Below are 18,319 nucleotides of genomic sequence, written 5' to 3'. Positions count from 1 at the left end.
GAGGATCGGGTCATGGAACTCTATACCTACTATCGTTCGACTTCGTCCTTTCGGGTGCGCATTGCGTTGGCGCTCAAGGGGCTGGATTACCAGGCGCTGCCGATCAATCTGATCGCGCCGCCAGGTGGCGAACATCGACAGCCGCCGTATCTGAGCATTAATCCGCAAGGCCGAGTGCCGGCCTTGCGCACTGACGAAGGTGAGCTGTTGATCCAGTCGCCGGCGATCATTGAATACCTGGAGGAACGTTATCCACAGGTGCCGCTGCTCTCCAAAGACCTCGCCGCTCGCGCCCATGAGCGTGGTGTGGCGGCAGTGATTGGTTGCGACGTGCATCCGCTGCACAACGTCAGCGTGCTCAATAAACTTCGGCAGTTGGGGCACGATGAACCGCAAGTGGTGGAGTGGATCGGGCACTGGATCAGCCAAGGATTGGCGACGGTGGAGCAGTTGATCGGCGATGAGGGTTATTGCTTTGGTCCGACGCCTGGGCTGGCGGATGTTTACCTGATCCCGCAGCTGTACGCGGCCGAGCGCTTCAACATTTCACTTGAGGCGTATCCGCGGATTCGTCGAGTGGCGGCGTTGGCGACCATGCACCCGGCGTTCATCAAGGCGCATCCGGCGAACCAGCCAGACACCCCTTAAAAACATCAGATCAAAAGATCGCAGCCTCGTTTCACTCGACAACTCCTACAGGAAATCGCGACCCCCTGTAGGAGCTGTCGAGTGAAACGAGGCTGCGATCTTTTGCTTTTAATGGACGATGGAGTTTGGCGGCAGGTGCCCTAATCGCTCAGTCAGGCGAATCCGCTGGATCGGGTCGTCACTGAGCAGCAGGGCATGCTCCAGGTCAAAGCGTTCGGCGTTCGGGCAATCCAGCCGTTGATAGAGGCTGGCCCGGGCCAGGTAGTCGGAGGCACTGGCGTTGCCCAGTTCCAGCACACGTTCGGCGTCGATCAGGGCGCCGATGTAGTCATCGTTAGAAAGGTGTAACTGACGCAGATTGCGCGACAGCCGCTGCAGCATTTGCACCGGTTCGGCGGTGAGCAAATGCTCGGCGCTGAGCTGCATGTTCGGGCCGTACTGGCGTTGCAGCAACTCCCGGCAATCGTTGGGGTACAACCGACGCCCGCCGCAAGGGTCGAGCAGGTGATCGGCGCCCGGTACCCGCAGCAGGAAATGCCCAGGGAAGTTGACTCCAACCATGGGGATTTCCAGACCTTTGGCCAGTTCCAGAGCAATCAACCCCAGACTCAGCGGCTGCCCACGTCTGCGTTCCAGCACTTTATTGACCAGCGCGACTTGCGGACGCAATGGCGTGGAGTCGTCCTGAGCGAATCCCAGGTCATTCATGCGCCGTAACAACGGCTGGGCCAACTCGCTCACCGGCAACATCGGCAAGCCATAACTGACCCGTTGTTGCAGGTCCTTGAAATCTTGCAGCACCGCCTCGGGATTTACCTCAGTGTCGTGTTCGGCGGCAATCCACAGCGCCGCCTCGAACAGCGCAGGCGGTGAACGTTGCAGGCAGTCGAAGAAACGTTGGCGGGGGGTCATCAAAATCTCCGGGTAATGCCTCGTTTTAGCCCCGTCTCCGCCATTCGTCCAGTGCCGCACAGAGGCGGTTGCAGGTTATGTCCGAAAGTCTGCATGGCGGCGTCGCTTATTCCGGTGCGCTTCTGCAATTTTCGGGCGCAAGCCTATACTGGCGACTACAAGAAGTGATTCGGGAGCCCTACGATGTTCGCTCTCATGCAAAGCACTCGCCTTGAATCCCTGCATCTGAGCGTCGACTCGGTCACCGGGTTGAAGGCGGTCATTGCCATTCATAACAGCCGTCTGGGGCCTGCCCTCGGCGGGTGTCGTTACCTTGCCTATCCCAGCGACGAGTCCGCCGTCGAGGATGCTGTGCGCCTCGCCCAAGGCATGAGTTACAAGGCGGCGCTGGCTGGCCTGGCTCAGGGTGGCGGCGTTGCAGTGATTGTTCGCCCGGTCCATGTGGAAAACCGCGCCGCGCTATTCGAAGCCTTCGGGCGTTGCATCAATCAGCTCGACGGCCGCTACATCACTGCGATCGATAGTGGCACCTCCGTGGCGGACATGGATTGCATCGCCCAACAGACCCAGCACGTCACCAGCACCACCTCGGCGGGCGACCCAGCACCGCACGCGGCGATGGGCGTGTTCACCGGTATTCGTGCCACCGCCATGGCCCGGCTGGGCAGCGATAACCTCGAAGGCCTGCGAGTGGCGATTCAAGGGCTCGGCAACGTTGGTTTTGCCCTCGCCGAACAACTGCACGCCGCCGGTGCCGAGCTGCTGGTCAGTGACATCGATCACGGCAAAGTGCAATTGGCGATGGAACAACTCGGCGCTCACCCGATCGCCAACGAGGCGCTGCTCAGCACCCCTTGCGACATTCTCGCGCCCTGCGGCCTCGGTGGCGTGCTCAACAGCCACAGCGTGACGCAATTGCGCTGCGCGGCGGTGGCCGGTTCGGCGAACAACCAACTGACCCATCTGGAAGTCGCCGATCAACTGGAGCGGCGGGGCATTCTGTATGCGCCGGACTATGTGATCAATTCCGGCGGGCTGATCTACGTTTCGCTCAAGCACCGCGGCGAAGAGCTCACGACCATCACCGCACACCTGTCGAAAATCAGCTCCCGGCTGACCGAAGTCTTCGCCCATGCCCAGGCGGAAAAACGCTCGCCGGCCCGAGTGGCTGACGAGTTGGCGGAGAAAGTGCTGTATCGATGAGGTTGAACCGATGAAGGAGTGAGGGCCTATCCGGCAGACTTGCCCCCAAGGCCTGGCGCCACAAGCGTCAGGCTTGACTGACGCACGCTGACGCGGCGTGCCAGGAGCCCCTTTGATGCCTCACAAGGTTGAGCTGCCTTACACCCGATTTTTATCCCCTGACGGCCAATTGCTCGGCGAACTTCCTGCCTGGGCCGATGATTTCAATTTGCTGACGCGCCTTTATCGGCAGATGGTCCTGACCCGCCTTTTCGATCAGAAAGCCGTCGCCCTGCAACGCACCGGGCGCATTGGCACTTATGCGCCGACATTGGGCCAGGAAGCCATTGGCGTCGCCGTCGGCAGCGTGATGCACGCCGAAGACGTGCTGATTCCGTATTACCGTGACACCGCCGTGCAGTTGATGCGTGGGGTGCGAATGGAAGAAATCCTCCTGTACTGGGGCGGTGACGAGCGCGGCAGCGACTTTGCCGAACCGGCGGCGGCCCAGGACTTTCCGATCTGTGTGCCGATTGCCACCCAGGCCCTGCATGCCTGCGGCGTTGCCAGTGCATTCAAAATCCGCGGTGAACATCGAGTCGCCGTCACCACCTGCGGCGATGGCGCCACCAGCAAGGGCGATTTCCTCGAAGCCCTCAACGTCGCCGGTGCCTGGCAGTTGCCGGTGGTGTTCGTGGTCAATAACAACCAATGGGCGATCTCGGTGCCACGGCGAATTCAGTGCGGCGCCCCGACGCTGGCACAGAAAGCCATCGGTGCCGGGTTCCACGGTGAGCAGGTCGACGGCAATGACCTGCTCGCGGTTTACGACCGAGTCCAAGTGGCCCTCGAAAGGGCGCGTCACGGTAAAGGGCCGGTGTTGCTGGAATGCCTGAGCTATCGCCTCGGCGACCACACAACCGCTGACGATGCCACACGCTACCGGCCGGCGGACGAGGTCAAACAGGCCTGGCTCGAAGAGCCGGTCAAACGCCTGCAACGTTTCATGGTCGACCAGGGCGTGTGGGACGAAGGCCGCGAACAGGCGCTGATCAGTGAATGCCAGGGCCTGGTGCAGCGCGCTGTGGATAACTTCGAGGCAGCGGGTACTCAGGTGCCCGAATCGGTCATGGATCATGTCTACGCCCAATGGCCGGCGTCCCTCGCCGGGCAGCGTGAAGAGTTGCTCGAACGGGCCGCGCGCCGCGCGGGAGATTCGAGCCATGAGTAACGGCAAAGTCACGTTGCTGGAAGCGGTGAACCTCGCGCTGCATCGGGCCATGAGCGAAGACGAGAACGTCATCGTCCTCGGTGAGGACGTCGGGGTGAATGGCGGCGTGTTCCGCGCCACCCAAGGGCTGCGCGACAGCTTTGGCTTCAAGCGAGTCATCGACTCGCCGCTGGCCGAAACCATGCTCGGCGGTCTGGTGGTCGGCATGGCCGCTCAGGGCTTGAAACCGGTGGTGGAAATCCAGTTCATGGGTTTCATCTACGCGGCCATGGAGCACCTGGTGTCCCACGCCAGCCGCATGCGTAATCGCACGCGCGGGCGGATCACGTGCCCGATGGTGATGCGCACGCCGATGGGCGCAGGGATTCGCGCGCCGGAACATCACAGCGAAAGTACTGAAGCATTGTTCGCGCACATTCCAGGTCTGCGGGTGGTGATTCCGTCATCGCCGGCACGGGCCTATGGCTTGTTGCTGGCGGCCATCGATGACCCTGATCCGGTGGTGTTTCTCGAACCGACCCGGCTCTATCGCATGAACCCGCAAACGCTGGTGGATGACGGTAAACGCCTGCCGCTGGACAGCTGTTTCACCCTGCGCGAAGGCAGCGACATCACGCTGATCAGTTGGGGGGCCAGTGTGATGGAAACCCTGCAAGCCGCCACCGCATTGGCCGAGCGGGGCGTCTCGGCGGAAGTGATCGATGTCGCGAGTATCAAGCCGCTGGACCTCGACACGATGGAAGCCTCGGTGCGCAAGACCGGTCGTTGCGTGATCGTCCACGAGGCACCTCGCTCTTGTGGCGTCGGTGCGGAAGTCGCCGCGAGCCTCTACGAGCGGGTGTTGCTGGAATTGCAGGCACCGATTCAGCGGGTTACCGCGCCGGACATCCCGCCGCCGCTGTATCGACTGGAGTCGCTGTACATGCCCAACGTCGAGGACATTCTTCAGGCCTGCGACAACGTTCTGCACTTCGCCTGAACCCAAGGAGGCTGCGATGAAGTATTTCAAACTGCCGGATCTGGGCGAAGGTTTGCAGGAGGCGGAAATCGTCCGCTGGCACGTCGCAGTCGGCGATACCGTCAAGGCCGATCAACTGCTGGTGTCGGTGGAAACCGCCAAAGCCTTGGTGGAAATTCCCGCGCCGTACGACGGCGTGGTGGCAAAACTCTACGGCGGCGAGGGCGACATTATTCATGTCGGTGAACCCTTGCTCGGTTACGAAGGCGAAGCCGATGCGGGCACCGTAGTGGGGCGACTCGAAGGTGGCGGCAGCAGTCAGGAGGACTCGTTTTTCATCGGGGCGGCCCCTTCGACCCGAGAGCACCTGGCGACTCGCGCCACGCCGGCCGTGCGGCAACTGGCTCGGCAACTCGGCGTGGAGTTGAGCGGGTTGACCGGCTCCGGCCACGGGGGGCTGATCACCCGCACGGATGTGGAAAACGCGGCTCAAACTGAACTGGATCGCTTCGGCGGCGAACGGTTGCGCGGTGTGCGGCGCAGCATGGCGCTGAACATGGCCCGGTCCCACGCCGAAGTCGTGCCGGTGACGATTTTCGGTGACGCCGACCTGTATCGCTGGGGTCAGGCCCGCGAACCGCTGATTCGCCTGGCCAAGGCGATGGCGGCCGCGTGCGCCGTGGAACCGGTGCTCAACAGCGCCTTCGACGGCAAAAGCCTGTCGCTCAAACAACACGAACGGCTCGATCTGGGCATCGCCGTGGACACCCCGGACGGCTTGTTCGTGCCAGTGCTGCGCGATGTCGGTCACCGCACCCTGGCTGAGTTGAAGGAAGGCGTCATGCGATTAAGGGCCGACGTGCAGGCGCGATCGATTCCGCCCAAGGAAATGATGGGGGCGACCCTGACGTTGTCGAGTTTCGGTACCTTGTTCGGCCGCTACGCCAACCCGGTGGTGGTACCGCCGCAAGTGGCAATCCTCGCCGCTGGTGCGATCCGCGACGAACCGGTGGCGGTTGACGGCGTGGTGGTGGTGCATCCGGTCCTGCCGCTGTCGCTGACGTTCGATCACCGCGTGGTGACCGGCGGCGAGGCAGCGCGGTTCTTCAAGGCCTTGGTCGAGGCGCTGGAACGTTAGCATCCGGCCAAATCACCTTCCGAACTCCAGCTTTAAGGGCGATGGTGTCCGCGTATTTTAAGCGGACGCGATCACCCTTATCGCCAGGGTTTCCATGCGCCTACGAAGCTCTTATCCCAAATCGTTCAAGGCCCAGGTTGTTCAGGATTGCCTGCAACTTGGAGCAACCATCTCCAGCGTTGCCATCAGCCACGGCATCAATGCCAACGTCATTCGCAAGTGGATGCCGCTCCACCGGGGTCAGCCAGCAGCATCGCTGCCGGCTTTTGCGGCATTCGGCATGCCCCGGAAGTCAAAGTGGATAGCGAGCAGCTTCAGGCCTTGTGCTGGGGCTGCCCCAGGTAGCGAGACGGTGCGGTCGACTTGATCACAGTGCTTTGACGCCTTCCGGTAGCCCATCGGTTTATCGCCGCTGATCGCCGGCTCTGGCACAATCAGCGGCATGACGTCCTCACCCAACCTCGACCAGATGACTCCGGAACAGCTGAATCCGGCCGTGGGCACTTGGGCGCTCGAACTGGTTGTTTGCCTGGTCGTTACGCAGCGGCAAACGGGCGGCGGCGATCATGAGCCTGATCCAGTCGGCGCGCATGAATGGGTATGACCCGTATGCCTATCTTAAAGATGTGCTGATGCGGCTGCCGACACAGCGAGCAAGTGAGATCAGGGCAACTGCTGCCGCATCAGGTGGCGGCAGAAACCACGTAATCCCCCGATGCTTTGGGACTTACAAGGATGGCGCAATTAACGGAGTAGTCATAACGATGATTTTGGTTGTTGAGGGTATCAGCGCCAGTGGGAAAACCACTTGGTGCGCTAAGTATGGAGGGCAGCATGTCATTCCTGAAAACGGCCGTTTTGAGAACGAGCCGGATCGGATAAAGGATCCAGTCGAAGCAGCAACTTTTTGGGCAGAGCGAAACGTGGATCGCTGGCAAACGGCGCTGGCCATGGAAGACATTTCTTCGTGGGCTTTGTGTGACAGTGACCCTCTCAAGCTCCACTACATTTGGAGTCTTTGGCAGATCGGCGAGGCGAGCGAACACGACTGGCGAATAGAGTTGGACGCCACAAGAGAAACGATCGTACAAGGACGTATTGGTTTTGCTGACTGTTACATTGTTGGCCGCATAGATCCTCAGCTCGCGCGCGAACGAGCCAAAGCAGACACCACCCGCCGACGGAGTAGATTCGAGCTACACGTGCGCCTCCAACAAGCTCTGCTGACCTGGTACTCAGCTATGAACGAAGCGCTTCCCGGCAGAGTGCGATTCGGGTTTCCTTCAAAAATGCCCACCGTAGAAAACCTTGATGGAAGATATTCGGTAACGGCCTTTGATCAAATGATCGCATCGCTCCCCAAAAAATAATCAGCCCTCTTGCCGACAGGGATTTGAGAGGCTGATGCAGAGAACGTGAATTGACGTGAAAGCAATGTATAGGCGTATTAGCCAGCCGCTTACGCTGGAACAACCCGAAGCCTGACTTTTTGCGGGCATGAAAAAGGCCCTGAGTCTTTTGACTCAGGGCCTATTCAATTCGGGCGTTGCTTACTTGGGTGTCTTGGCGGCTTTAGCTGGCTTGGTCGGCTCAGCGCTCGCCACTTCAACCGGTGCCGGTGCTTCAACGGGTGCGGCTTTTTCAACGACTTCAGCAGGAGCGTTCAGCAGTTCGGACAGAGCATCCGGCTGGCTCTTGAACGCCTTGGCGAACACATCGCGGTTCTTCGCCATGTAGATCCCGGCTTCTTCCACTTGCTGTTCGGTCAGGGACGGAACGGCTTTGTGCAACACTTCAGCCAGCAACTCGGCCAGTTCGAGCATTTTGTCATGACGGTCAGCTTCGGCTTTATCCATGAACAAGCGCTCCAGATCTCGGCTGCTGCGGTATACCACTTCGACGGCCATTCACCACCTCACATGCCTTCACATTAAGTTGTCTTACGACCACTGTATTTATATACAGCGAAAAGGATAAGCGAATCCCTGCGCTTTGGGTAGTGGCTTTTTAATGTAGACCGAAATCAGGTGGTCTGCGCAAGACCTGTGGGAGCCGAGCTTGCTCGCGATGAGGCCCTCGAACTCTCCACAAAAGTGTCCAATGGCAGCCTATCGCCATCTCACCCAACAGCCTCTGGCCTTTTTTCTGCATGCAGAACAACCGTCACGTCAAACCCGCATCATCCGCTCGAACCGAGCTAAGGAAGAATCATCGTGAAAATCAACTGGGCCGAGAACCTGCGGCAGAACGTGCACCAACTGGCCGAGTCCCTGGGCAACCTGTTCGTCGAGACCTTCCACTATCTGGCGCTGTTTGCCATCGGTGCCGTCACCGCGTGGGCGGCGGTGATGGAATTTTTGGGGATGATCGAAGCAGGGCACATCAAGATCGATGACATCTTGCTGCTGTTCATCTACCTGGAACTGGGGGCGATGGTCGGGATTTACTTCAAGACCAACCACATGCCGGTGCGCTTCCTGATCTACGTGGCGATCACTGCGCTGACGCGGCTGCTGATCTCCAACGTCTCGCACCACAATCCGCCGGATGTCGGCATCATCTACCTGTGCGGCGGGATTCTGCTGCTGGCGTTCTCGATTCTGGTGGTGCGTTACGCTTCGTCGCAATTCCCTTCGGTGAAGATCGAACACCCGCAACGCAAGATCGGTGCGGGTTCCGGTGAGCATCCCGAAGTCGAGAAGGGCGAGCTTTAAAGCCTCATGGCTGGCCGGCTGTGGCCCTTGACGCGTGGCGGCGGCAGGTTGTGATTGTCGCCGTCGGTCATGGCTTCGAGGATGGCCACGGCGCTGTGGCCCTGTTCGATGGCAATGCCGAATTGAATGCTTTGCACCAGGCGTTTGAGGCGCTGGGGGTCATTGCGTTGTTCGGCGCTGATCATCCGTTTGGCGACCACGTGACCGCTGTTGGACAGGGTCAGCATGATGCTGCCATCCAGACCCTGAATGCTCAGGTTGATCTGATAATCCGGTGCAAAAGCATCGGTAATGAGCTGGAAAGGGTTGTCCATGATGCGTTACCGCCTGATTGAACGTGCAGTTGTTGACCAGCCATGATCGGGTTGGTTCGCGATACCGGACCATCGGCCATTCCATAGCCATATCGCCATCATCTGTTTTGGTAGGAGCTGCCGAAGGCTGCGATCTTTTGATTTTTGACGTAACTGAAGGCGCTAAAGATCAAAAGATCGCAGCCTTCGGCAGCTCCTACATAGAACTTAGCAAGGGGCATGCCGGAAAAATTGTCGAACAATGACCACGGCAAAAAAAAGAGGCGGGCGTCGTGGCGATTGCTGAGCATTCACGCTGCAACGCAATCCATGTAGCAGCTGGCGAAGCCTGCGTTCGGCTGCGAAGCAGTCGTAAAACCTGAGTTTGCGGTCTTTCTGAAACACCGCATCGCCTGATTTCACGACTGCTACGCAGCCGAACGCAGGCTTCGCCAGCTGCTACAGCCCGCCTTCTTTTTGCCTGCCCGTTTCAGGGCATGAATGAGTAGATGATCGCAGACAGTGCAATCAAACCGATCAACACCACGAACACGTTCGAGGCCTGACCCGAGTACTGGCGCAAGGCCGGCACGCGGCGGATGGCGTACATCGGCATCAGGAACAACAGGCACGCGATGATCGGCCCACCGAGGGTTTCGATCATGCCGAGGATGCTCGGGTTGAACGTCGCCACGGCCCAGCAGCTGAGGATCATGAACAGCGCGGTCACGCGGTTCAGCCAACTGGCAGACATCACCCGGCCACGGCCGCGCAGGCTTTTCACGATCAGGCCCTGAAAGCCTTCGCTGGCGCCGATGTAATGGCCGAGGAAGGACTTGGTGATCGCCACCAGTGCAATCAACGGTGCGGCGTAAGCGATGACCGGCGTCTGGAAGTGGTTGGCCAGGTACGACAGGATCGAGATGTTCTGCGCCTTCGCCGCCGCCAAATCAGCCGGGGACAGGGCCAGCACGCAGCTGAAGCAGAAGAACATCACCGTCACCACCATCATCGCGTGGGCGATGGCGAGGATGCCGCTGCTTTTGCGTTCGGCCTGTTCGCCGTAACGTTGTTTCTGATCGACGGAGAAGGCGGAGATGATCGGCGAATGGTTGAACGAAAACACCATCACCGGGATCGCCAGCCACAACGTCTTGAAGAACAGCGGCATCGGCATGCCTTCACTAGCGGTGGCGAAGAACGCTCCGTTCCAGTTCGGGATCAGGCTCAAACCGAGCAGCAGCAATGCCGCGACAAACGGGTACACCAGCACGCTCATGCATTTGACGATGACACCCTGACCGCAACGAACGATGGCCATCAGACCGAGGATCAGTACCAGCGACAGAATCGCCCGCGGTGGCGGGGCGATGTGCAACTGATGCTCCATGAAGCTGCTCAAGGTATTGGTCAGCGCCACGCTGTACACCAGCAGAATCGGGAAGATCGCAAAGAAATAGAGCAGCGTGATCAGCTTGCCGGCACCGATGCCGAAATGCTCTTCCACGACTTCGGTGATGTCCCCGGAACGCCCGGACAGCACGAAGCGGGTCAGGCCGCGGTGGGCGAAAAAGGTCATCGGAAACGCCAGCACTGCCAGGATCAGAAGCGGCCAGAAACCGCCCACGCCGGCGTTGATCGGCAGGAACAGCGTGCCGGCACCGATGGCGGTGCCGTAAAGACCGAGCATCCAGGTGGTGTCGTGTTTACTCCAGCCTTTGGTGGCTGTTGCTGTGTCGCGTTTGAGTTCTACAGCTGGGTTATCGGCAGCAGGTGTACGTACATCGGTCATCGTTTGGCCTCGTTATTGTTCTTGCTAGGGCTCACGTGTTCCGGACGGTCAGGCAGGCAGTTTGAAAACTACTGCGCGCTGGGCGACTTCGTCGCTACGCAGGCAATACTGCGTTAAAAACAGGCGCGGACTGCTCATTTACAACCCGTAAACTCCGCGTCCTTGCCTGTTTTTGCCTTGTCTTGCCTTCGCTCGCTACGTTTTCAAACTACCTGCTTCGGAATGCTCCTCAGCACTCCACCCAGCTAACAGCCAGGCCGCCCCGTGAAGTCTCTTTGTATTTGTCGTGCATGTCGGCGCCGGTATCGCGCATGGTGCGGATCACCCGGTCCAGGGAAATGAAGTGTTTGCCGTCGCCGCGCAGGGCCATTTGCGTAGCGTTGATCGCCTTCACGGCGGCGATGGCGTTGCGCTCGATGCACGGCACTTGCACCAGGCCGCCGACCGGGTCGCAGGTCAGGCCGAGGTTGTGTTCCAGGCCGATTTCGGCGGCGTTTTCCAGTTGCTCGGGCGTGGCGCCGAGCACGTCCGCCAGACCGGCGGCTGCCATGGCGCAGGCCGAGCCGACTTCGCCCTGGCAACCGACTTCAGCACCGGAGATAGAGGCGTTTTTCTTGCAGAGAATGCCTACAGCAGCAGCGCCCAAAAAGAACGCGACGACGTCATCGTCCGACGCGTCCGGGTTGAATTTCATGTAGTAATGCAGCACCGCCGGAATGATCCCCGCCGCGCCGTTGGTCGGCGCCGTGACCATGCGCCCGCCCGCTGCGTTTTCTTCGTTCACGGCGAGGGCGAACAGGTTCACCCACTCCATGGCCGACAGCGTGGAGGTGATGACATTCGGCTTGCCGATTTCCAGCAGGCTGCGGTGCAATTTCGCTGCGCGACGGGGAACATTCAGACCGCCGGGCAGGATGCCTTCATGGCGCAGCCCTTGCTCGACGCATTCGCGCATCACCGACCAGATGTGCAGTAGGCCCTGACGGATTTCGGCTTCGCTGCGCCAGGCCAATTCATTGGCCATCATCAATTCGGAAACGCGCAGACCGTGCAGGTTGCAGAGCTTGAGTAGTTCGGCGGCGCTGGAAAAATCGTACGGCAGCACCACATCGCTGGTTGGCGCGATGCCGGACTCGGCTTCGGCCGCTTCGATGATGAATCCGCCACCGATCGAGTAGTACGTTTGCTCCCACAACTCACCGGTTTCGCCAAAGGCTGTCAGGGACATGGCGTTGGGGTGGTAGGGCAGGCTCTCCTCGAGCAGCAGGAGATCGCGTTGCCAGTTGAAGGCGATGGTGGTTTTTCCTGCCAGAGACAGTTCGCCAGTTTCGCGCAGAGACTGGATTCGACTGTCGATGGACGTGGGATCAATGCTGTCCGGCCATTCGCCCATCAGGCCCATGACGCAGGCGCGGTCGGTGGCGTGACCGACGCCGGTCGCCGACAGCGAGCCATAAAGTCGGATTTCTACTCGCCGTACGTCGGCCAGCAATTGTTGGTCAATCAGGGCTTGGGCGAAGGTCGCGGCGGCGCGCATCGGGCCGACGGTATGGGAACTGGACGGACCGATGCCGACTTTGAAGAGATCGAAAACACTGATAGCCATGCTAAAGCCTATACAAGCAATGGAAGAGAAATCGCTGCCATTTTTGTAGGACAAGCGCAATGTCGGCGATACTGCCTACCTCGGTCCTACGTGACCAACGAAACTTCCTAAGACAGCCTTTAGCAGGACTAAACAATGAGTCGCCAATTGCACGCCCAGACTTACGTCTGGCTGCACGTGTTTTCCTGTGCCGCGCGGCACTTGTCGTTCACTCGATGCGCCGAAGAACTGCACATCACGCCGGGTGCGGTCAGTCAGCAAATCCGACAGCTGGAAGAACGGCTTGGGTTTCGACTTTTCCACCGCCGCGCTCGGGGTGTGGAACTGAGCGCCGAGGGCCAGCGACTAGCCATCACGGTCAATGAGGCTTACGGCAGCATCGATGCGGAATTGCGACGACTGGACGCCGGAATGATCAGCGGAATTTTGCGAGTGCGCTCGATCCCATCGTTCCTGAGCAAGTGGTTGACCCCAAGGTTGCCGCGTTTGCAGCAGCGATTCCCGGACATTCAATTACGGCTGGTGGCCGAGGACAGCAGCGTGCCATTGCACGAAGGCGACTTCGATTTGGCCATCGACCTGAATGACGGCAGCTATCCCGGTTTGTTATCCACAACCTTGCTCGACGAGCAGATTTTTCCCGTCTGTGCTCCAAGCCTGCTGCGCGGCCGGCCGCCGCTGCATGGCCCGGCGGACCTGATGCACTTTCCGCTGCTGCACGACATCACCGCCTGGCGCGGCAGTTACGAGTATGCAGAGTGGGAGTTCTACCTCAACGCTATCGGCTTCGAAGGTGCGGACGTGCGGCGCGGGCACACCTTCAATCGCAATCACCTGACCATCGAAGCGGCGATTGCCGGTATGGGCGTGGCGATTGCGCGACGAACGTTGCTCAATGATGAGCTGGATCGGGGGACGTTGATCGTGCCGTTTGGCCTGGCGGTGCCCAATCACAAGCGTTATGTGCTGCTCTATGCGCCGGGGGCGCTGAGCCATCCGGGCGTGCGTGCGGTGCATGACTGGCTGGTGGAGGAGGCGGGGATATTTCGAAGCTTGCACCCGCTGGCGGAGCGGCAGATGTGAGCAATTGTGACAAAAGAGTCAGGCGACCCAACTCCCGACCTTAACAGCGCTTTTGCTCCTTGTCCGGCTTTTTTTGCGTATGAAAATTTATCTTCTTTTAGGGGTTGAATTGTTCTGCGAGCAGACCGATTGTGTAAGTAAGAGGTCACGGTGATGACGCCCAAGGGCCAGCCGATGTGCCTCTCGCGAGCTAGCTGAAATAAGGGATGAACTATGCAAATCCAAGTCAACAGCGATAACCATATTCAAAGCAGCATCCGACTGGAGGAGTGGGTACGTACTACCATTGAGAGCACGCTCGAACGTTATGAAGAGGACCTGACACGCGTCGAGGTTCATCTGCGGGACGAGAACGGCGACAAGCCCGGTCCCCATGACATGCGCTGTCAGCTGGAAGCGCGGCCAAAAGGCCACCAACCGATTTCCGTCACCCATAAAGCCGCAAACCTGGAACTGGCGATCGACGGTGCGGCCGAAAAACTTGAACATGCGCTGGAACACCTGTTCGGCAAACTGCGGGGCAAACCACGTGCCGCTGTGGTGCCGTTCGAGAGAGTCGCAGCCGATGCGCTGCTGGAAGACGAATTTCTTGAGAACGAACAGGCTGCGCAAAACGGTTGAAGCCTGATTCACCTTTTACCTTTCCACCACTGAAAACGGGCCTGCTTATGCAGGCCCGTTCTTGTTTGTGCTGCGCGTGGGAACGATCATTTGGACTGCCGTAACAACGATCCCATCTGATCTATTTTGCATATGAGAATATTTATCATTAATATTACGGCCTTGTTGGCTCCGTGACCTTCACGAGGCTTCACCCGTTTCAAGGTCGAAACATGAAAGGCAAAATCACCGCGCTCCCCGTTTCCTACTGTCTGGCCGTCACTTCCCGAGTGCTGGCCGCCGTGTTGGGGGGATACCTCGTTGCGGCATTGGCCAGTGTCAGCCTGACGATGTGGCTGCCCATGGCTCGCGGCGAAGCGGTGGTCACCGGGATGATGACCTCGTTTCTGGTGTATCTGGTCGCCGTACTCTGGTGCTTTGCCTGTCGCAGTGCGTGGCAAGCCTGGTTGGGATTGATCGTGCCGAGCGTGGTTTTGGCGGCGGTGTCGGGGCTGGCGTACTGGATGGGCGTCTCATGAAAGAGGGCTTTCGACAGGCCATGGCCTGGCTGCACACCTGGGCTGGGTTGATCTTCGGCTGGCTGCTGTTCGCGATTTTCCTGACCGGCACGCTCGCGTATTTCAAGGATGAGATCAGCCACTGGATGCAGCCGGAAATTCCCGCCCGTGCAGTGTCCTCCGAAGCCAGTTTGACCCTGGCCCAGCACTACCTTGAGCAGCACGCCGCGGGTGCCTCGCGATGGCTTATCGATTTGCCGGATGCTCGCGAACCCGGGCTGTCGGTGAGGTGGCAGCAAGCACCGGCCAGGCCCGGCACGCGCGGTCAATTCACCGAAAAACTCCTCGATCCGCAAACCGGTGCAGAAGTGCAGGGCCGGGGCACATGCGGTGGCGAGTTCTTTTACCGCTTCCACTTTCAGTTGCAAATGCCCTATCCGTGGGGTCGCTGGCTGTCGACCCTCGCAGCGATGGTGATGTTCGTCGCGCTGATCAGCGGGATCATCACCCACAAGAAAATCTTCAAGGACTTCTTCACCTTCCGACCGCGCAAGGGCCAGCGCTCCTGGCTCGACGGGCACAACGCGGTGGGCGTTCTGGTGTTGCCATTTCATTTGATGATCACTTACAGCAGCCTGGTGATTTTCATGTCGATGGTGATGCCGGCGAGCATCGTCGCCTCTTATGGCAGTGACTTCGATACGTTTTACGATGAGGTGTTTCCTGCTTCCAGTATCCCCGAACTTGCCGGTACACCGGGTCAGTTGGCACCGTTGGCACCGCTGCTGGAACGGGCCAGCGAGCAATGGTCGGGCGGGCGGGCCGGACGGTTGACGGTCAACAATCCGGGCGATGCGAATGCCTCGGTCATTCTTGCGCGTGACGGCGCCGACCGAGTGGTCCACGACTTTGGCAGCGCGTTGACATTCAACGGCGTGACCGGGCAGCTACTCAGCACGACGCCGAAGCAAGCACTACCCATGGCGATTGCCGGCAGTTTCTATGGCTTGCACATGGGCCATTTCGCCGGTCCGGTGTTGCGCTGGCTGTACTTCATGTGTGGTTTGGCGGGCACTGCGATGATCGGTACCGGGCTGGTGATCTGGCTCGGCAAGCGTCAGCTCAAACATGCGAAGAGCGGTGTGATGCCGTTTGAGTTGCGACTGGTGGAAGTCCTGAACATCGCCAGCATGTCGGGGTTGATGGTCGCGGTGGCGGCGTTCTTCTGGGCCAATCGATTGTTGCCGGTCGCAATGGCCGGGCGGGCGGATTGGGAAGTGAACGGCTTCTTCATCGTCTGGGGCTTGAGTGTGTTGCACGCCATGGTCCGCCGTGGTCGTGCAGCGTGGGTCGAACAGTTGGCGCTGGCGGCGTTGCTGTTCTGTGCGCTGCCGCTGCTGAACGCGCTGACTACGCCTTATCACTTGGGCGTCACCCTGATTCAGGGCGATTGGGCCATGGCCGGTTTCGATCTGACGTGCCTGGGCAGTGGTCTGTTTTTCGCGTGGGCTGCGTGGAAAATGCAGCGCTCGGGGCAGGCTGGAACCGTCACCCGGCCGCGGGCGAAATCGATAATGCTTGAGCAAGAGGCGCACTGAATGTTCTTGGCCTGGTTGCTGTGCTACGGCGGTTTCACCGCGCTCTGTTTATCGATGGATCGGCATCACGCCGAACTTTTGGGGCGCAAGCCCTCGGCCCGTCGCCGCCAAGGGATGAAGCTCAGTGGCTGGCTGTTGCTAGCGTTATCGCTGTGGGCCGCAGTGTCGTCGACGGGCTGGGGACTTGGATTGGTGGAGTGGTTTGCGGTGTTGATGCTCAGCGCTTTGCTGCTGGTGTTGTTGATGCCGTATCGCCCGCGCCTGGCCTTGGTGTTGGCCGGTTTGAGTCTGCTCGCCAGCCCCGTCGCCGTGTTTGCAAAGGGCTGACCTGATGATCACCCGTCCACCGGAATCCCATGACGATGAACATCACGGTGCGCGTGCGCATTTCCTGCAGGTGTTCCTTTCCCAGCGTTCGCAAATGGAAGCGCTGGTGAGCCGCCGAGTCGGGTGTCGGGCGACGGCCGCGGACCTGGTGCAGGACTTGTTCGTGCGCTTCTGGCGTCGGCCGTTGGTGCAGGTCGAAGAGCTCAGCACTTACCTGTTGCGCTGCGCCGGCAACATCGCCATCGACCATTTGCGCAGCGAAGGCACGCGGGTGCGGGTCAACGAGGGTTGGATGCCGGACCAACCGGACAGCCACGGCAGCGAACCGCAAGCGGCATTGGAGGCGGGCAACGACTTGCGTCACGTCGAAGCGGCGTTGCGCGCGCTGCCCGAGCGCACGCGGCAGATTTTTTTGCTCAACCGTATTCACGGGCGCAAATACGCCGAGATCGCGAAGGCCATGGGCTTGTCCCAAAGCGCCGTGGAAAAACATATGATGCGCGCCCTCGAGGCTTGCAAGGCCAGCCTGCGGGAACCCGAACCGCGCACGCCAGGGAAAGCACCGTGAAAAACACCGAACGCGTCACCCCGACGCCTGCTCAGGAACAGGCGGCCTTCGCCTGGCTGAGTCTGTTGCATGATCAGCCCAGCAGCGGCGATCAGGCCACCTTCAGCCATTGGCTACAGGCCGACCCTGCCCATGCCGAGGCTTACGCCCAGGCGCAAGTGGTGTGGGAGTTGACCGAAACACCGGCTCGAACGTTGGCCGATGAAGACGCGTTTGCCTTGCAGGGTTACCTCAACGCCATGAATCGCTCGCGCCGTACCAGCGTTCGGCGTTGGTCGGGGGCGTTGGCGATGGCGGCGAGCCTGGTGCTGATGATCGGCTTCGGTGCTGGCTGGCAACCGTCGCGCTGGGTCGATGATCTGGGCGCGGACTATGTGTCGGCGCCGGGGGAAATTCGCACCGTCACGCTGGCGGATCAGTCGCAAGTCACGCTTGATGCTGACAGCGCGATTGCGGTGGATTTCAGTCGTGGTGAGCGGCACGTTCAGCTGCGGCGCGGCGCCGGATTTTTCAGCGTGACCCACACCGGCGAGCCGTTTGTGGTGGACGCTGAAAAGGGTCAGGCGCGGGTGCTGGGGACTCAATTCGAAGTACGCCTGCAACCCCATGGCGCGCAGGTCACGGTGTTGTCCGGGCGGGTTGGTGTGACGGCGGACAAGCACGCAGCGCAACAAATCCTCACCGCTGGCCAGCAAGTGGCCTATGGCGAGGGTTCGGCGGAAACACTCCACGCGGTAGACAGCGAAGCGCAATTGGCGTGGCGTCAGGGATGGCTCAATTACTACAAGGCGACGCTCGCTGATGTGGTGGAGGACCTGGGGCGTTATTACCCGGGACGGATTGTGCTGCTCAACAATGAACTCGCGGCGCGGCGGGTCAGTGGCAGCTTTCCGAGCAAGGATCCGCAGGCGGTGCTGAGTTCGTTGCAAGGGGTGTTGGGGTTTGAGCAACACAAGGTTCTGGGGCATCTGATTATTTTGCGGTAAGGCTACCGGCCCTTTCGCGAGCAAGCCCGCTCCCACATTCGACCGAGTTCCTTCAGAGGGAATGCAATTAAATGTGGGAGCGGGCTTGCTCGCGAAGGCGTCCAGTCAAGCAATACATAATCCCGATAAAATTATTTTCAAAATTTTGGTGAGGTAAACCCAAGC

General features: G+C 59.9%; 20 protein-coding genes and 3 pseudogenes. 17 read left to right on the top strand and 6 right to left on the bottom strand.

Translation table 11 applies throughout. From position 1 onward, the window contains the following. Window positions 1–12: 12 nt before the first annotated feature. On the top strand, window positions 13–648 hold the full coding sequence (gene maiA / locus CUN63_RS07565) for a maleylacetoacetate isomerase (protein WP_129438374.1): 636 nt from the start codon (window positions 13–15) through the stop codon (window positions 646–648). A 108-nt stretch (window positions 649–756) separates the two neighbouring features. Here the strand turns inward: maiA and CUN63_RS07560 are convergent, their stop codons facing one another. Then, window positions 757–1,560: a SirB1 family protein gene (locus CUN63_RS07560; RefSeq protein ID WP_129438372.1), complete on the bottom strand. Its 804-nt coding sequence runs from the start codon at window positions 1,558–1,560 to the stop codon at window positions 757–759. A gap of 183 nt (window positions 1,561–1,743) precedes the next feature. Between CUN63_RS07560 and CUN63_RS07555 the strand changes: the two genes are divergently transcribed. The 5 genes and pseudogenes from CUN63_RS07555 to CUN63_RS32675 form a co-directional block, all read left to right on the top strand. Beyond that, complete coding sequence (locus CUN63_RS07555; protein WP_129438370.1) at window positions 1,744–2,763, top strand: Glu/Leu/Phe/Val dehydrogenase dimerization domain-containing protein; 1,020 nt, start codon at window positions 1,744–1,746, stop codon at window positions 2,761–2,763. Window positions 2,764–2,878: 115 nt separating this feature from the next. Beyond that, window positions 2,879–3,973 (top strand): pyruvate dehydrogenase (acetyl-transferring) E1 component subunit alpha, encoded by a 1,095-nt coding sequence (gene pdhA, locus CUN63_RS07550; protein ID WP_129438368.1) that lies wholly within the window; start codon window positions 2,879–2,881, stop codon window positions 3,971–3,973. Next, window positions 3,966–4,952 carry an alpha-ketoacid dehydrogenase subunit beta gene (locus CUN63_RS07545; protein ID WP_129438366.1) on the top strand — a complete coding sequence of 329 codons (987 nt, stop codon included), beginning with the start codon at window positions 3,966–3,968 and terminating at the stop codon, window positions 4,950–4,952. Before pdhA ends, CUN63_RS07545 begins: the two co-directional genes overlap by 8 nt. Before the next feature lie 16 nt (window positions 4,953–4,968). Then, window positions 4,969–6,069: a dihydrolipoamide acetyltransferase family protein gene (locus CUN63_RS07540; RefSeq protein WP_129438364.1), complete on the top strand. Its 1,101-nt coding sequence runs from the start codon at window positions 4,969–4,971 to the stop codon at window positions 6,067–6,069. A 94-nt stretch (window positions 6,070–6,163) separates the two neighbouring features. Next, window positions 6,164–6,298, top strand: a pseudogene (locus tag CUN63_RS32675) (transposase); the annotation flags it as partial. 11 nt (window positions 6,299–6,309) lie between these two features. Here the strand turns inward: CUN63_RS32675 and CUN63_RS32080 are convergent. Then, window positions 6,310–6,513, bottom strand: a complete 204-nt coding sequence (locus CUN63_RS32080; protein ID WP_256657674.1) for a hypothetical protein — start codon at window positions 6,511–6,513, stop codon at window positions 6,310–6,312. A gap of 44 nt (window positions 6,514–6,557) precedes the next feature. Between CUN63_RS32080 and CUN63_RS07530 the strand changes: the two are divergent. Together CUN63_RS07530 and CUN63_RS07525 are read left to right on the top strand one after the other, a co-directional pair. Further along, window positions 6,558–6,777, top strand: a pseudogene (locus CUN63_RS07530) (transposase domain-containing protein); the annotation flags it as partial. 56 nt (window positions 6,778–6,833) lie between these two features. Continuing rightward, window positions 6,834–7,439: a hypothetical protein gene (locus tag CUN63_RS07525; protein ID WP_129438360.1), complete on the top strand. Its 606-nt coding sequence runs from the start codon at window positions 6,834–6,836 to the stop codon at window positions 7,437–7,439. Window positions 7,440–7,721: 282 nt separating this feature from the next. Here the strand turns inward: CUN63_RS07525 and CUN63_RS07520 are convergent. Beyond that, window positions 7,722–7,976, bottom strand: a pseudogene (locus tag CUN63_RS07520) (YebG family protein); the annotation flags it as partial. Window positions 7,977–8,282: 306 nt separating this feature from the next. Here CUN63_RS07520 and CUN63_RS07515 point away from each other — a divergent pair. Further along, on the top strand, window positions 8,283–8,783 hold the full coding sequence (locus CUN63_RS07515) for a phosphate-starvation-inducible protein PsiE (RefSeq protein WP_129438356.1): 501 nt from the start codon (window positions 8,283–8,285) through the stop codon (window positions 8,781–8,783). Here CUN63_RS07515 and CUN63_RS07510 read toward each other — a convergent pair. Then, entirely contained in the window at window positions 8,780–9,097 is a 318-nt protein-coding gene (locus CUN63_RS07510; protein WP_129438355.1) for a DUF3509 domain-containing protein, read from the bottom strand. The two genes, CUN63_RS07515 and CUN63_RS07510, sit on opposite strands and share 4 nt — an antisense overlap. A 23-nt stretch (window positions 9,098–9,120) precedes the next feature. On the opposite strand from CUN63_RS07510, the gene CUN63_RS07505 reads away from it, so the two are divergent. Beyond that, on the top strand, window positions 9,121–9,342 hold the full coding sequence (locus CUN63_RS07505) for a hypothetical protein (protein ID WP_129438353.1): 222 nt from the start codon (window positions 9,121–9,123) through the stop codon (window positions 9,340–9,342). A gap of 224 nt (window positions 9,343–9,566) precedes the next feature. Here CUN63_RS07505 and CUN63_RS07500 read toward each other — a convergent pair whose 3' ends face one another. Then, window positions 9,567–10,868 (bottom strand): serine/threonine transporter, encoded by a 1,302-nt coding sequence (locus CUN63_RS07500; RefSeq protein WP_129438351.1) that lies wholly within the window; start codon window positions 10,866–10,868, stop codon window positions 9,567–9,569. 229 nt (window positions 10,869–11,097) lie between these two features. After that, window positions 11,098–12,474: an L-serine ammonia-lyase gene (locus CUN63_RS07495; protein WP_129438349.1), complete on the bottom strand. Its 1,377-nt coding sequence runs from the start codon at window positions 12,472–12,474 to the stop codon at window positions 11,098–11,100. A 135-nt stretch (window positions 12,475–12,609) separates the two neighbouring features. On the opposite strand from CUN63_RS07495, the gene CUN63_RS07490 reads away from it, so the two are divergent. The 7 genes from CUN63_RS07490 (at window position 12,610) to CUN63_RS07460 (ending at window position 18,154) form a co-directional block, all read left to right on the top strand. Continuing rightward, a complete protein-coding gene (locus CUN63_RS07490; protein ID WP_129438347.1) occupies window positions 12,610–13,557 on the top strand; it encodes a LysR substrate-binding domain-containing protein in 948 nt (315 codons plus the stop codon). Between the two features lie 213 nt (window positions 13,558–13,770). Next, the gene (locus tag CUN63_RS07485) at window positions 13,771–14,178 is read left to right on the top strand and encodes an HPF/RaiA family ribosome-associated protein (protein ID WP_008150614.1); all 408 of its coding nucleotides are present in this window, start codon (window positions 13,771–13,773) and stop codon (window positions 14,176–14,178) included. A 212-nt stretch (window positions 14,179–14,390) separates the two neighbouring features. After that, a complete protein-coding gene (locus CUN63_RS07480) occupies window positions 14,391–14,696 on the top strand; it encodes a DUF3649 domain-containing protein (protein ID WP_129438345.1) in 306 nt (101 codons plus the stop codon). After that, complete coding sequence (locus tag CUN63_RS07475) at window positions 14,693–16,273, top strand: PepSY domain-containing protein (RefSeq protein WP_129438343.1); 1,581 nt, start codon at window positions 14,693–14,695, stop codon at window positions 16,271–16,273. Before CUN63_RS07480 ends, CUN63_RS07475 begins: the two co-directional genes overlap by 4 nt. Further along, window positions 16,274–16,600, top strand: coding sequence for a DUF3325 domain-containing protein (locus CUN63_RS07470; protein WP_129438341.1), 327 nt, complete (start codon window positions 16,274–16,276; stop codon window positions 16,598–16,600). 4 nt (window positions 16,601–16,604) lie between these two features. Beyond that, complete coding sequence (locus CUN63_RS07465) at window positions 16,605–17,168, top strand: RNA polymerase sigma factor (RefSeq protein WP_129438339.1); 564 nt, start codon at window positions 16,605–16,607, stop codon at window positions 17,166–17,168. Beyond that, window positions 17,165–18,154, top strand: coding sequence for a FecR family protein (locus CUN63_RS07460; protein WP_129438337.1), 990 nt, complete (start codon window positions 17,165–17,167; stop codon window positions 18,152–18,154). The genes CUN63_RS07465 and CUN63_RS07460 overlap by 4 nt, the downstream gene beginning before the upstream one ends. Window positions 18,155–18,319: the final 165 nt, after the last annotated feature.

Origin of the sequence: Pseudomonas sp. ACM7 (assembly GCF_004136015.1) — a bacterium.
GTDB classification, from domain to species: Bacteria; Pseudomonadota; Gammaproteobacteria; order Pseudomonadales; family Pseudomonadaceae; genus Aquipseudomonas; species Aquipseudomonas frigoris.
This window is presented reverse-complemented; position numbering and strand designations above follow the sequence as displayed.